Raw genomic sequence first — 13,047 nt, 5'->3', positions numbered from 1 at the left:
TCGAAAATAGAAAACACCTCCGCTCCGCAATCATTTTTCCGGCGGATCAACGCCTCACGAAACCCCGAATAATCTTCTTGATTTCAGATGTTTATCCAGATTTCTCAGCGCACAGCCCGCGTTACTCGGGCGAGGAGTTAACATTCTGGCGAACAATCCACGTGTTGAAGCCACTCCGCGATATGTGCAAAATCAAATAAATAAAATTGGGCCGCCGTTACATGGCGAGCCAGCCAGTGGCAGGGAGAAACGCATCTTGGACGTTCCATTCAAAACCACCCGCATGCTCAACTTCGGTGATTGCGACATCTCCGGCACAGCCTATTTTCCATCCTATCTGAACATCCTCAACGGTGTGAACGAGGAATTCTGGCTGAAGCTTGGCTATCCATGGCACAAGATTATCTGGGAGGAACGTTGGGGCACTCCGACTGTCCATCTTTCCAGCGACTTCTCAAGCCCTTCCTTTTTCGGGGAAGAGCTGGAGTTCGAAGTAACCGTGAAGCGGGTCGGCCGGTCGTCGGTCACCATGCATCACGAGATCAGCTGCAAGGGCGAAAAACGCTGGTCGAGCACCCAGGTGCTGGCCGCCAGCGATCTCGACAAGCATTGCTCCATCCCCTGGCCGGATGACGTGAAGGCAGCCCTGCTGGCCTGCATGCCACAAGATCAAGAAGACAGCTGAGCGCTCAGACGCTTCAGAACAAATCGCGTTGGTTTCCCGTCAAACGCGGTTCCCGCTAGTCACCCGAATCTGAAGTTCGTCTCAATTTCCGGCATGCTCCGAACGAACTTCAGATTCAAAAGGGTGACTAGCAAATATATGTTTCTAGTGTGGTTTTCGAATTTGAAATACGCTCTGGCGGTTGCAGCACCAATGAGGCGTATTTCAAATTCACCACACTAGATCGTCAGCGTTCCGACGCTCGCACCGCCGCAGACATAAAGCGTCTGACCGGTCACGAAGCTGTTTTCCGGATCGCAGAAGAACAGGAAGGCATTGGTCACGTCCCGGACGTTGCCAATGCGCCCGACCGGGATGCGTTTGGCGAGGGCTTCCTGTTGCGGGCTGTCCTTTTCGACGATGCCCCAGAAGTTGTCGGTCAGGATCGGGCCGGGGGCAACCACGTTGACGGTGATGCCATGCGGGGCAAGCTCCAGGGCCCAGGTGCGCGCCATACCGATCATGCCGGCCTTGCTGGCACTGTAGGCGGTTCGGGTCGGTGCGCCGAGCGCCGCCCGTGAGGCGTTGAACATGACACGGCCGAACTGGCGCGCCTTCATGTTTGGCAAGGCCGCCTGCAGGAGTGTTAATGCCGATCCCAGGTGCAACTGCGCAAGGCCGGTGATGTCTTCGGGTTTGGCATCCTCGACAAGATTGGGCCAGATGAGCCCTGCATTATGGATCAGATGAGTGACGTCGAACTCCGCCGCGATCGTGCTGGCGGCAGCGGCCACGGCTTGTGCATCGAGAAGGTCAGCTTCCACCGAATGCAGGTTCGGGTGAGACTTTTCAGGCGCAGTTCGTGCCACCGACACCACCGTGTAACCCTGACCGAGAAGCCTTTCGACCAGATCGGCACCAATCCCCTTGTTGCCGCCGGTAACGACTGCCGTAAATTCACTCATTCCGTCACCATCGCCAGAACCCGAAGCGGGCTGCCGGTTCCATTCTTGATTTTCAGGGGAGCCGCAATCAGCACGGCACCTGTCGCGGGCAGCTGATCCAGATTGGCCAGGCATTGCAGCCCGTATTTTCCCGCGCCATGCAGAAAGTAGTGAGCGGGGTAGGGCGGCACGTAGTGCGCTCCCTGGCCTGCATCCGTTCCGACGGTCTCGGTACCGAAGCCACGGATGTTCCGCTCCTCGATCAGAAACCGGATCGCGTCTGGCGTCGGCCCGGGCGAATGCGGTCCGTCGGCGCGCATGTTCAGATAGTCGGCGCCTTTGCGCTTCGACCAGTCGGTGCGCATCAGCACCCAGGCATCTTCCGGGATGCGGCCATGGTCGCTTTCCCAGTTTGCGATCACCTCGGGCGTCAGTTCGAAGTCGTCGTTCTCTGCCGCCCCTTTCGAACAATCGATTACCACCACAGGACCAACAAAAGCCTCGACCGGGATCTCGTCAACCGAGCCATTCGGCACGTCCTTTCCTGAAATCCAGTGCGAAGGCGCATCGAAATGGGTGCCGGTGTGTTCGCTCATGGAAATATTGTGCCATTTCCATGCCGGACCACGGTGATCGTAGGCGCTGATTTCCTCCATCCGGAAACGCGCACACTGACCGAACTCGGGCGGCAGCACGATGACCGGAAAGTCCGGATCGAGCGTGTGGGTCAGATCCACAATCCTGACGGCTCCAGTGGCAAGGCCGGAGACCAGCTGGTTCAGACCGCTCATGCGCCTTCTCCCCCTTGCGTGAGTTCACGTTCCAGGACTTTCGGGTCCCGCCGCCAGCGTTCGCGTATCTCCATGGCAACGTCACCGCACCACACGTCTTCAAGCCCCTGCTGCAGCCCCGTGACCACAGACCTTGCCAGAGCCTTTGCATTGACCTTGGGAGGCGGCACCGGCTGGGTCCAGTCGTCTTCGTCCGGTCCGGTGAAGACAGTCATCACACGCAGCCCGGATGCACGGAATTCTCCGCGCAGGGACTGCGACAGCGAATAGGCAGCAGCGTTGGAGGCAGAAAAGCAGCCGAAGTCCGGTGAGTTGGACAGGGCGAAGACTGACAGGATATTCACCCAGGCCACCGCCGAGTTGACGCCATCGTTGGTGCGAGCGCACATGCCCGGTCCGAAGGCCTGCGCAAGACGCATCAGACCAAGATAATTGGTCTCCATTTCCTCGCGCGCGAAGGCAGTATCGCCTCTTGCCAGAACACCGCCCGGCCGCAGAAACCGGGCATTGTTGACCAGAACATCCGTCTTTCCGCCAATTTCCCCGGCAAGCCGCTCTACCGAAGCGGTGTCTGTGACGTCAAGCGGCAGCACGCTGACCTTTTCAAGCCCGGACAAGAGATCGCGGTTGGTGTGCGGACGCCAGCTTTCGGCCTCGCCGACAAAGATGGTCGAAGCCCCTGCCTCCAGCAGCGAGTTCACCAGAGCCGGCGTGTTCGGGTTTCGCAGGTCCGTGATCAGGATGCGCCTGTGTTTCGGGTCGGCTGAAAGGGCACGCATTTGCGGATCGTCTTCCATATTGCTTGTCCTGTCCTTGGGCACTGCCAGCAAAACGCCCTGGCCGGACGCGTCCAGGCGGTTCAACAGTGTAACTTCCCCGCCGCGCTCGCAGTCACCATGCACATGGCACAGGACCACGGGACCGGCATCCAGTTGCACCGAGCCCATGCGCCAGGGCGTTCTCTCGCGGAAGTAGAGATTGATCGACGTGCGGATCCGGGTTTCTGCCAGCAGTGTGCCCGCCGGCGAGATGTCCTGCCATTCCAGCCCCGCCGACAGGCAGCTTCCGCAAACATCCCGGGGCGGATATTGCACCGTGCCGCAGTCGTCACAGACCTGAAGAGCGAAACGGCCCTCCGCCGCAGCCGCGGTCAGGCCGAGAGCCGCGCGGGATCGGGCCTCCGGGGGACGTAGCGGAGACTGCGTGCGCTTTTGCGGATCTTTCTTGAGGGGAGGGGAAAGCGGTGTGCTCATGCCGGGCTCCCTGTTTTCACAATGGCCGCACTCGTGCAGACGCCGCGGTCGTAATTGATCATGCCGAAGCCTGAAACCATCGCGGTCGTCGCATCAGCCACCTGCGTGCCTCCGGCTGTACCCAGCACCTGGCGCAGTGCTTCCACGAGGCCGATGAAACCACCCGCTGCCCCGGCCTGACCGGCAGACAGTTGTCCGCCGGAGGTGTTGTGCGGAAAGTCTCCGGAAATTGTCAGGTCGCGGTTCCTGACGAAATCGGGGGCGCCGCCCTTGTCGCAGAAACCGAGATCCTCGATCTGCATCATCGAAATGACGGGATAATCGTCATAGGTCTGCAGGAGATCGATGTCGTCCGGCGAGCACTCCGCCATGGCGTAGAGTTCTTCGACATCGAGCGTCCAGCCGCCACGCAGTTGCACGGGATCCTCGGCATGGGCGTTGTGGCGCTCGATTGTTCCGCCGATCACGGCATAGGGCAGGTTCCGCCGCTCTGCCTCTTCAATGGACATGACGAGAAAACACTCGGACCCGGCGCAAGGCATGACACAGTCGAACAGGGCAATCGGGTCGGCGATCGGGCGGGCGTCGAGATATTGCTCGAGCGTCAGCGGCTTCTTCATCAGCGCGTTCGGATTGCGCAGGGCATTGGCACGCTGCGCAACGCAGATCCTGCCGAAATCCTCGCGTGTCGCGCCATATTCCTGCATGTACCGGTCGGTCAGAAGCGCGAAATTGGCATTCGGCCCCCCAAATCCGTAAGGGTAGGAGGCATCCTGGGCAAAGCGGGAAAAGCTCGACAGCAGATTTCTGAAGCTGTCGATGTGGTTGGTGTCGCCGGCAACGCAGGCCACGATGTCCGCGTCGCCCGCCTGGACTGCACGTGCGGCCCTCCGCAGGGCAACCACACCACTGGCACCACCCATCGGAATATTGTCCAGCCACCTGGGGCACAGGCCCAGATGCTGCGTCAGCCCGACAGCGGTATCCGGAAACAGGGTGAAGCTTGCAACCGAAAACCCGTCAATATCCGCAGGCCTCAAACCAGCGGCCCGAAGGGATCCGCGCAACGCGCTTGCGATCCACCAATGGGCCGTTTCGATGGAGTAACGCTGGTAGGGAATTGAAACCGGTGCGGTGACCGCAACACCCTTATAGCTCTGTCGTTTCCCCATCAACTGGCCTGCCGCTTTTTCATGTGACCGGTGACGATTGTATCGGGATCGTCCAGAAGCTGCAGGGCCAATTCCTTCAAGGCGGCCCGCTGGATCTTCTGGGTCGGCGTCAACGGCAGCTTGTCGACAAAGGCGATGTAGCCCGGCGCCTTGTAATAGGCCATCTGCTCCAGGCACCAGCGTGTGATCGCCTCGGCCTTGTCTCGGCTCGGGTTCTTCACTTTCAGGCAGGCAAACACCTCGTCGCCGCGCACCGGGTCGGGCACAGGGGCAATACCGGCCGCCTCGATGTCGGGATGGCGCATCAGGATCGATTCCACTTCCACGGCGGCGATGTTCTCGCCCGACCGCCGGATGACGTTTTTCTTGCGGTCGACAAAAAACAGGTTGCCGTCTTTGCCCTGGCGGACGATGTCGCCGGTATGGAACCAGCCGTCTTTCCAGGCCTCATCCGTCGCGGCAGCGTCCTTGTAGTATTCCGAGAAGAAGCCGTAGCGCGGATCCGGCCCCGCGTGGCGTACCAGCAATTCACCCTGAATCGCCTCCTTGCCACTGTCGTCGACAAGCCGCCATTCGACGCCCGTGCTTGGCTTGCCGATGCTTGCCTGGGCAACCAGCCGGTCTTTACCCGAGGCGGCGATTACCGCCCCGGCACCGGTTTCCGTCATCGCCCAGGCTTCGACCAGCGGAAAGCCGAAACGGTCCTCGAAGGCTATCTGCAGCTTCGGGTCGACGCCTGCGCCAAAGCCGAAACGCACCTGATGCGCACGTTCTTCAGGGGAAGGGTCGAACCCCATCAGCATGGACGGCATCACGCCCAGGTAATGCAGACAGGTTGCCCGGGACGCGGCAACATCCTGCCACCACGCACGCGGGTGGAAGCGATCCAGAACGGTAAGACACCCGCCAACCATGACCATCGCCATGAAGGAATAAGCCATTGCGTTCATATGGAAGACGGGCAGGGGCGTGATCATGCGCTCGCCGTCTTCCGTCAACGTTGCCAATCCGCCGACACCGGCATACCAGCGGCCCGCAAGCAGGAAATAGGTATTGGGAAGGACGCAGCCCTTCGGTTTGCCGGTCGTGCCCGAGGTGTAGAGGATAGCCGCCTCGCGGGCTTCGCCTTCCAGCGGCCGGGCGGTGACCGCCTGGTCGCGCGGCCCGGGGACCGGGTCGCCGGGGGCAATCACGGCCGCCTTGATGCCGGCAGCGGCAACGGCAGCCTCAAGTTCCTTGTGGCGGTCTTCGATCGATATGATCAACGCCGGTTCGGAGTGGCCGATGAGATATTCAAGCTCCGCTGCTCTCAGATCCGGATTGACCGGCACAACGGAGCCGCCGATCCGGTTTACCGCGAGCCAATGCAGGAAGAACGTGGGCCGGTTTTCCAGAAGCAGGGCAACACGCATGCCTGCACCATAGCCAGCCTCCGTCAGGTCCTGCGCAAGCGTGTCGACTTCCTGGCGCGCGGCGCCATATGTCAGCTCGCCGGGCGGTATGCCGTAGATGTCTGCAGTGCCGGGCAGAACGTTCAGAAACGGTCGGTCCGGAAATTTCTCCGCCGTTGCAGCGAAGGCCTCATAAACTGTTTCAACTGTCATGGCTGTCATGGCAGCAACTGAATATTGCCGAAGGCGGCGTCGCAATTGAGGATGTCGACCCGCTTGTTGGCGATCCTGATCTCGCCATCGACAACTTTCAGTTCGTGCGTTGCCGTCAGCGCCAGCAGGAACTGCTCGTCCAGGCGCGTTTCGACGTAATGCATGGATGTGTTGGTAACGATCCGGTCCCCGTCCATCTCGTCGATGAAAGGCCGCTGGATGACATGGTGACAACGGCTCTTGGGCTTCTGGCTGAAGGTTCTGGCCCCGTTCAGCCGTTCCACGCGCAAGCGCAGCATGAACATGTCCTCGTAGAGCAGGGACGTCACCAGATGCGGATCGGTCTGCTTGTAGTCGAGCGGCATCCAGTAGTGGCCATCTTCCAGCCACAACGACAGCCATTCACTGTAGCGGCCCTCGTCCAGCATTCTTGCTTCGTCATAGATGAAGTCGATGACCTCTTCCCTGGAAACCGCCATCACGCATTCTCCATCGTAGCTGTCATGAATTTCACCCAGGCATCGAACTGGTTGCGCATCTGCCGTTCCGTGGTGCCGTTTTCCACGGCCTCCTCACCAAAGTCTTCCTCTTCCGTTCTAAGGCGCTGAACGTTGACCCATTCCATGCCGTTGGACATGAGGCCTTCCTGCGCGCGCTCGTACATTTCCAGATCGTCGTGGCCGACCATCGATGTCGGAGCGTTGATCATCCGGTTGTACATGGCGGTGCGGGCAAGAAGTTCGTCCGGCGCTCCAACCAGGCGGTAGATGTAGCTTTCGACCAGTGTCTTGTCGGGCCCCAGCGGAATGAAATTGCGCAGCTGCTGGATCGGTCCCTTGATCATGATGTTCGGGAAATAGACCGTGTTGTGCCGGTTCTCGCCGAGAATTTCCTTCGCGCGCTCCTCGCCGTGGGTTTCGCTCAAGGCCTCGAAATAGCCAGGTATCGCGGAATAGTCGGAATGGATCGAATGATGCACACCCGTATGCCCGTGCCCGTTCGGCCAGGTACGAATGCCCATGTTCTCGAAGAACTCGTAGGGCGACATGAAGGGCGCGATGATCTCCATCGCGGGCGGACGCGGTTCCGGGTTGCCCATCTCCTTCCAGATGTTCACTGCCGTTCCGGCGGAGCTTTCGTGGGCGACCATCGGGTGGCAGGTATCGGTCTGGTTTTCGACCAGCATCTTCCAATTGCACTTGTGCATGTAGCGCAGCGGGGGACCGGCGATCTCAAGCCGTCCTTCCGGCGAGCGGTCGACCATGTTGTCGATGGAACTCAGGCTGTCGCCGAAGTAATCCTCGAAGCTGATGCCCTCGGCAGCCAGGCGGGCAAAGACGAAACCGCGATAGTTCTTGACCGCACCAACGGCTGTCATGCCCTTGGCATTTTCGGTGTTTTCGAAGCCGGTGTTCTCGTACCCCTTCTTCAGCGGGATCGCGAGCAGGCAGCCGTCCGTCTTGAACGACCAGGCGTGATAGGGGCACCGGAAGAACTTGCCCGTGTTGCCTTCCCGGTCGATCGCGATCTTGGTGCCCTTGTGCGGGCAGCGATTGTAAAGAACGTGAATTTCGCCATCGGAGTGACGCACCTGGATGACAGGCTGGTCGCCGATCTGCGTGGTGAAATAATCGCCCTTGTTCGGGGTCTGGCTGTCATGGCCGACAAACACCCAGGTGTTTGCGAACAGATGCTGCATTTCCAGCTTGTAGATTTCCGGGCTCGTGTAGACGTCCCGATGCACCTGCGGCCCCGTGAACAGAGCGGCGATTTGGCTGGCCGTTTGCATGCTGGCTCCTCCCTGGAATGCGAAACCCTAAAGATCGAGGACAAGTCGCGCGGATTTCGCGCGGCTGACACAAATCTGCATGACCTTTCCCGATGCCTTTTCGGCATCCGACAGCACGACGTCGCGGTGATCGGGCGTACCGCTGATCACATCCGTCTGGCAGATGCCGCAGTCGCCGCGCTGACAGTCATACATGACGTCGAGGCCAGCATCTTCCAGTGCCTGGATGATGGTCTGGTACGGGGCGACGGTCACAACCTGTCCCGTGCTGTGTACCTCCACCTCGAATGCCGCATCGCCGGACTGCGCCTGGGGGGCGGTGAAGAGTTCAACATGAATGGCCTCTTCCGCCAGTCCGGCTGCGGTCGCGGCAGCCCGCGCGGCATCGATCATTCCCTTCGGGCCGCAGATATAAAGATGCGTTCCGGAAGGCTGGGCCTTCATCAGTGCGGCCAGATCGAGCGGGTCCGTGTCGTCAAGGTAAAAACGGGCGCTGTCTCCGAAGGCGTTCTTCAGCTTGCCGGCGAAACCCATCCGCGCAGCCGAGCGGGCAGAATAATGCAGCTCGAAAGACCGGTCCTGCGATTTCAGCCGGGTCGCCATCGAAATGAGCGGCGTGATGCCGATGCCGCCAGCCAGAAGCAGGACGTGCGGAACATCTTCGGCAAGCGGGAAGTCGTTCTTCGGTTCGCTGACGGAGATCGATTGACCTGCGCTCAGGGCATGCATGGCCTTGGAGCCACCCTGGCCGCTCTCCTCCCGCTGAACCGCGACCGTATAGAGGTCATCAGTCTCCGGCCAGTCGATCAGGGAGTACTCCCGTTCGCCCAGAGGGCCGAGATCGAATTTGACATGCGCACCGGGTTCATAGCCCGGCAATGACCCGCCGGCTTCCGCCCGAAACCTGAAAACACGAATCTGATCGGTTTCCGGTTCTACACCTTCAAGAACAAGTTTCACCGCAATGCCTCCTCCTGTAAAAAATATGAAATTTCATATAAAATGAGTCAAGCCTCTTTTTTTCCCGATCCGTCCGGGATAAATGACACTTTGAAAACAGGTGCATAGTTGGAGGGGGTGTTGACCCTGACGCCGGAAAAATTCGTTTCTTCTTACCTGCTGTACCTGCTGGCAGCATCAAGCGAAGCGGCAAGCCACCAGTTTCACCTCCGTGTGCGCGAGTTGGGCCTGCGCGTTCCGGAATGGCGGGTTCTTGCCTGCCTTTACGATCAGGACGGACTGATGATCACGCAGCTGGCGAAATACTCCCTTCTGGAGCAATCCAGAATGACGCGTATTGTCGATCAGATGGAAAAGCGTGGACTGGTCGTGCGCAAGAGCGACAAGGGCGACGGCCGCCGCGTCCGCGTTCACCTGACCGACGCCGGGCAGAAACTGAGCTCCGAAGTGGTCGAAGAGGCAAGGGAACACGAACGAACCCTGCTGTCTGCCTTGAACCAATCGGATGCGGATCGGATCAAGCCCTCGCTGGAACGGCTCCTGGCATCCCTCAACAGCTGGAACAGCGCCAACGAATAGGCGTCTGGCGCTGGTTGCTCTTGTTGTGACGGACGACGGCAAGGCATATCAGGATCGCAGGCAGCCTCGCGGTATGTCTTCTTCAGCCTCGCCGGCGCCTTGACGCCAATAGCCGCAATAGCCGTCTTGCCCGGCTGTCATTCTCCCCATTACCCACTTAACCCACCCCAATCGCCTGGCTCTGCGTGCACTGCAGTTCCGGTTGCCGTTGGCTGCTGCGGCACACCCAGCTCGCTGCAGCTTCTTTTCTGTTGGCTCATTGCCTGCGGGGCCTGCGATGGCGCCTTCCAGTCATGCACCGGGAAGAACAGAGCTCTTGCTTCTAAAAATCATATGTGAATATAGTATTCACATAAGAAATTGGGAGGAGCCATGGAAACGTCATTCGCACCGACGGTCGGGATCGACAGCACGCTGCCGAAGGATATGCCGTCGGCGCATGCGGCCATCCCGGTCTGGAATTCGGAGAACTGGTTTTACGAAGACTGGCAGCCGGGGCATTGCATACGTTCCCTGCGTCGGACGATCGCCGAAGGCGAAAGCCACCTCTTCAACACGCTGGTCGTCGACATTCACCCTTATGTGCAGGACCAGATGTTCGCAGAATCGGAAGGGGTCTTCGGCAAGAGGCTGGTTGCCGGAGCGTTCGTCTTCTCCGCAGGCCTCGGCCTTGTCGCGACCAACTGCGTCAACGCGTTTTCCTATGGCTACGACAAGCTGCGCTTCATCAAGCCGGTCTTCATTGGCGACACGATCTATACGGTCCGAACAAACCTCGACAAGAAGCCGAAATACGAAGAGATGGGCCTCATTCGGGCATCCTACGAAGTCTTCAAGGGGGCAGGTGAACTCGTCCTCTACTGCGAGCATCTGCAAACCGTGAAATATCGCAATCCGGCCGCCCACGCGGACCGGACAGAACCTGAAAACCGGGCCTGAACCGACATGACATCCACTTCAGAACTACCGCTCGCCGGGATCACCGTGCTCGACATGAGCCAGTTTCTCTCCGGTCCCTATGCCACCTTGCGTCTGCAGGATCTTGGCGCGCGCGTTATCAAGATCGAACGGCCGGGCTCCGGAGACCTGTCGCGCAGCCTCTATCTGAGCGACACGGAAATCGGCGGGGATTCGACCATCTTTCACGCCATCAACCGCGGCAAGGAAAGCCTTGCAGTCGACCTGAAGAAGCCGGAGGACATAGACCGTCTCAAGCGCCTGATCGCCAAGGCCGACGTACTGGTCCAGAATTTCCGGCCGGGCGTGATCGAACGGCTGGGCCTCGACTACGAGACTGTGCGTGCGATCAATCCGGGTCTGGTCTACGGCTCGATCAGCGGTTACGGAGAAGACGGCCCATGGGTTGCCCGCCCAGGGCAGGACCTGCTTGCCCAGGCCCGCTCCGGCCTCATGTGGCTCAGCGGCAACGATGGTGACGGCCCTGTCCCGATGGGACTTGCCGTCGGCGACATGTTTGCAGGGGCAGCCCTGGCACAAGGCCTTCTTGCTGGCCTCGTCCGGCGCGGTGTTACCGGCAAGGGCAGCCATGTCCAGACCAGCCTTCTCGAAGCTCTGGTCGATTTCCAGTTCGAGGTTCTGACCACCTATCTCAACGACGGAAGGCGCATGCCGAAACGATCCGGTTTCCGCAATGCCCATGCCTATCTCTCCGCGCCTTACGGCGTGTATGAGGCAAAGGACGGGTACATTGCGGTTGCCATGACGCCGATCCCGAAACTGCGTGACCTGATGGAGCTGGAAGCTCTCGAGCCTTATTGCGGCGATCCGGCGGTCTGGTTTTCCGAACGCGAGACGATCAAGAAGCTGATCGCAGGTGCGATTGCCGAACGAACGGTCGACGACTGGATGTCCGTTTTCGAACCCGCCGACATCTGGTGTGCACCGGTGCTCGACTGGGACAGCCTGCTGGAAAGCGAAGGGTTCAACGGGCTGGACCTGCTGCAGCGCGTCGAGCGTGAAGACAATGTCTCGATCCTGACAACCCGCTCCCCGTTGAGAGTGAACGGCGCCCGTCCGAAAATCGCCCGGGCTGCACCGCGCGTCGGTGAACACACGGCCGCGATCGAGAAGGAGTTCGGCCTATGAGCGCCGCTCGCCTGAAAGGCATGACCTGGAGCCACCCGCGCGGCTACGAGCCCATGGTTGCCTGCTCGAAGCTCTGGGAAGAGCAGACGGGTGTCGGGATCGACTGGGACAAGCGCTCGCTTCAGGACTTCGAATCCTACCCGGTCGAAGATCTCGCGCGCCAGTATGATCTGATCGTCATCGACCATCCGCACGTTGGCGAAATCACCACGCAGAACTGTCTTGCTCCACTCGACAGACACGGGGACCCGCAAAACCGGCAGGCCGTCGCCAATGGCAGTGTCGGCGGTTCTTATGAAAGCTATTTCTGGGAAGGCCACCAGTGGGCCTATCCGATCGACGCCGCCGCGCAGATCCAGGCCTATCGGGCAGACCTCGTCGGCGCGGCACCCACACGCTTCGATGAAGTCCTTGAACTGGCGGAAGCGGGCAAGGTGCTGATCCCGATGCGCCCGCCCCATTCGCTGATGACCTTCTTCACCCTGTCGGCAAACCTTGGAACACCCTGCACGACGACAGGACCGGGCGAGCTTGTTTCGATTGAGAACGGCGCACCGGTCTATGAGCTGATCTCGCACCTGATGCGACACGTTCCTGACCGGTGCTATGGCATGGATCCGATCGCGGTCTTTGAGGAGATGTGCAAGACGGACAGCCCGATTGCCTGTGTTCCCCTGATCTACGGCTACGTCAACTACGGTATCGAAGGCTTCAGGCCGAAACGCTTGTCCTTTGCCGATATCCCTGCTGCCGGCGACAACGGCCCGATGGGCTCCGCACTTGGTGGCACCGGCATTGCCGTTTCCGCATTTTCGAACCATGTCTCGAACGCTGCAGACTTCGCTCTCTGGATTGCAAGTGGCCCAGTGCAGCGCGGGCCTTTTGCAGCTGCCGGTGGCCAGCCTGGTCATGCGGACGGCTGGTCTGACGAGACCGTCAATGATGTGACAAACGACTTTTACCGCAACACCCGCCGGACCCTGGACAACGCCTGGGTCCGTCCGCGCCACAAGGGCTACATGGCATTTCAGGCAGCAGCTTCAGAACGGCTGAACCTGGGCCTGCAAGGTGGTGAGACAGCGCAATCCGTCATCGGCGACATCAATGCGCTTTTCGCCGGGAGTTTTGAGTAAGCCCTTCCAAGACAATGCGTCTGCGGACAACCGTCCAAACGCGCCTCCAATC

13 protein-coding genes are annotated in these 13,047 nt (G+C 60.0%); 5 read left to right on the top strand and 8 right to left on the bottom strand.

What is annotated here, in order from left to right; translation table 11 throughout:
• Positions 1 to 283: 283 nt before the first annotated feature.
• Complete coding sequence (locus HEP89_RS28710) at positions 284 to 685, top strand: thioesterase family protein (protein WP_023001307.1); 402 nt, start codon at positions 284 to 286, stop codon at positions 683 to 685.
• A gap of 218 nt (positions 686 to 903) precedes the next feature.
• Here the strand turns inward: HEP89_RS28710 and HEP89_RS28705 are convergent, their stop codons facing one another.
• From HEP89_RS28705 to HEP89_RS28670, 8 genes are read right to left on the bottom strand one after another with little or no spacing between them, the layout of a single operon-like run.
• A complete protein-coding gene (locus HEP89_RS28705) occupies positions 904 to 1,629 on the bottom strand; it encodes an SDR family oxidoreductase (protein ID WP_075283479.1) in 726 nt (241 codons plus the stop codon).
• Positions 1,626 to 2,399, bottom strand: a complete 774-nt coding sequence (locus HEP89_RS28700) for a cyclase family protein (RefSeq protein WP_168693711.1) — start codon at positions 2,397 to 2,399, stop codon at positions 1,626 to 1,628. The genes HEP89_RS28705 and HEP89_RS28700 overlap by 4 nt, the downstream gene beginning before the upstream one ends.
• Positions 2,396 to 3,652, bottom strand: a complete 1,257-nt coding sequence (locus tag HEP89_RS28695) for an SDR family NAD(P)-dependent oxidoreductase (RefSeq protein ID WP_168693710.1) — start codon at positions 3,650 to 3,652, stop codon at positions 2,396 to 2,398. The genes HEP89_RS28700 and HEP89_RS28695 overlap by 4 nt, the downstream gene beginning before the upstream one ends.
• Positions 3,649 to 4,824, bottom strand: a complete 1,176-nt coding sequence (locus HEP89_RS28690; RefSeq protein ID WP_168693709.1) for a thiolase family protein — start codon at positions 4,822 to 4,824, stop codon at positions 3,649 to 3,651. Before HEP89_RS28690 ends, HEP89_RS28695 begins: the two co-directional genes overlap by 4 nt.
• Entirely contained in the window at positions 4,824 to 6,437 is a 1,614-nt protein-coding gene (locus tag HEP89_RS28685; protein ID WP_168693708.1) for an AMP-binding protein, read from the bottom strand. Before HEP89_RS28685 ends, HEP89_RS28690 begins: the two co-directional genes overlap by 1 nt.
• Positions 6,434 to 6,907, bottom strand: coding sequence for an aromatic-ring-hydroxylating dioxygenase subunit beta (locus HEP89_RS28680; RefSeq protein WP_077294496.1), 474 nt, complete (start codon positions 6,905 to 6,907; stop codon positions 6,434 to 6,436). Before HEP89_RS28680 ends, HEP89_RS28685 begins: the two co-directional genes overlap by 4 nt.
• Positions 6,907 to 8,217 (bottom strand): aromatic ring-hydroxylating dioxygenase subunit alpha, encoded by a 1,311-nt coding sequence (locus HEP89_RS28675; protein ID WP_152507930.1) that lies wholly within the window; start codon positions 8,215 to 8,217, stop codon positions 6,907 to 6,909. The genes HEP89_RS28680 and HEP89_RS28675 overlap by 1 nt, the downstream gene beginning before the upstream one ends.
• A 27-nt stretch (positions 8,218 to 8,244) precedes the next feature.
• Positions 8,245 to 9,177 (bottom strand): PDR/VanB family oxidoreductase, encoded by a 933-nt coding sequence (locus HEP89_RS28670; RefSeq protein ID WP_168693707.1) that lies wholly within the window; start codon positions 9,175 to 9,177, stop codon positions 8,245 to 8,247.
• 120 nt (positions 9,178 to 9,297) lie between these two features.
• Between HEP89_RS28670 and HEP89_RS28665 the strand changes: the two genes are divergently transcribed.
• The 4 genes from HEP89_RS28665 to HEP89_RS28650 all read left to right on the top strand — a co-directional run bounded on the left by HEP89_RS28665 (position 9,298) and on the right by HEP89_RS28650 (position 12,995).
• A complete protein-coding gene (locus tag HEP89_RS28665; RefSeq protein WP_023001316.1) occupies positions 9,298 to 9,756 on the top strand; it encodes a MarR family transcriptional regulator in 459 nt (152 codons plus the stop codon).
• Positions 9,757 to 10,128: 372 nt separating this feature from the next.
• The gene (locus tag HEP89_RS28660; RefSeq protein WP_168693706.1) at positions 10,129 to 10,695 is read left to right on the top strand and encodes a MaoC family dehydratase; all 567 of its coding nucleotides are present in this window, start codon (positions 10,129 to 10,131) and stop codon (positions 10,693 to 10,695) included.
• A 6-nt stretch (positions 10,696 to 10,701) separates the two neighbouring features.
• Positions 10,702 to 11,862 carry a CaiB/BaiF CoA-transferase family protein gene (locus HEP89_RS28655; protein ID WP_168693705.1) on the top strand — a complete coding sequence of 387 codons (1,161 nt, stop codon included), beginning with the start codon at positions 10,702 to 10,704 and terminating at the stop codon, positions 11,860 to 11,862.
• Entirely contained in the window at positions 11,859 to 12,995 is a 1,137-nt protein-coding gene (locus HEP89_RS28650) for a carbohydrate ABC transporter substrate-binding protein (protein WP_168693704.1), read from the top strand. Before HEP89_RS28655 ends, HEP89_RS28650 begins: the two co-directional genes overlap by 4 nt.
• Positions 12,996 to 13,047 lie beyond the last annotated feature (52 nt).

It is taken from the genome of Labrenzia sp. 5N (assembly GCF_012395805.1).
Classification (GTDB): domain Bacteria; phylum Pseudomonadota; class Alphaproteobacteria; order Rhizobiales; family Stappiaceae; genus Roseibium; species Roseibium algicola.
This window is presented reverse-complemented; position numbering and strand designations above follow the sequence as displayed.

What these genes read in the sequence shown, in the direction of transcription:
- HEP89_RS28710 (WP_023001307.1), top strand. Translation starts at nt 284, where the DNA reads ATGCTCAACTTCGGTGATTGCGACATCTCCGGCACAGCCTATTTTCCA.
- HEP89_RS28705 (WP_075283479.1), bottom strand. Translation starts at nt 1,629, where the DNA reads ATGAGTGAATTTACGGCAGTCGTTACCGGCGGCAACAAGGGGATTGGT.
- HEP89_RS28700 (WP_168693711.1), bottom strand. Translation starts at nt 2,399, where the DNA reads ATGAGCGGTCTGAACCAGCTGGTCTCCGGCCTTGCCACTGGAGCCGTC.
- HEP89_RS28695 (WP_168693710.1), bottom strand. Translation starts at nt 3,652, where the DNA reads ATGAGCACACCGCTTTCCCCTCCCCTCAAGAAAGATCCGCAAAAGCGC.
- HEP89_RS28690 (WP_168693709.1), bottom strand. Translation starts at nt 4,824, where the DNA reads ATGGGGAAACGACAGAGCTATAAGGGTGTTGCGGTCACCGCACCGGTT.
- HEP89_RS28685 (WP_168693708.1), bottom strand. Translation starts at nt 6,437, where the DNA reads ATGACAGCCATGACAGTTGAAACAGTTTATGAGGCCTTCGCTGCAACG.
- HEP89_RS28680 (WP_077294496.1), bottom strand. Translation starts at nt 6,907, where the DNA reads ATGGCGGTTTCCAGGGAAGAGGTCATCGACTTCATCTATGACGAAGCA.
- HEP89_RS28675 (WP_152507930.1), bottom strand. Translation starts at nt 8,217, where the DNA reads ATGCAAACGGCCAGCCAAATCGCCGCTCTGTTCACGGGGCCGCAGGTG.
- HEP89_RS28660 (WP_168693706.1), top strand. Translation starts at nt 10,129, where the DNA reads ATGGAAACGTCATTCGCACCGACGGTCGGGATCGACAGCACGCTGCCG.
- HEP89_RS28655 (WP_168693705.1), top strand. Translation starts at nt 10,702, where the DNA reads ATGACATCCACTTCAGAACTACCGCTCGCCGGGATCACCGTGCTCGAC.
- HEP89_RS28650 (WP_168693704.1), top strand. Translation starts at nt 11,859, where the DNA reads ATGAGCGCCGCTCGCCTGAAAGGCATGACCTGGAGCCACCCGCGCGGC.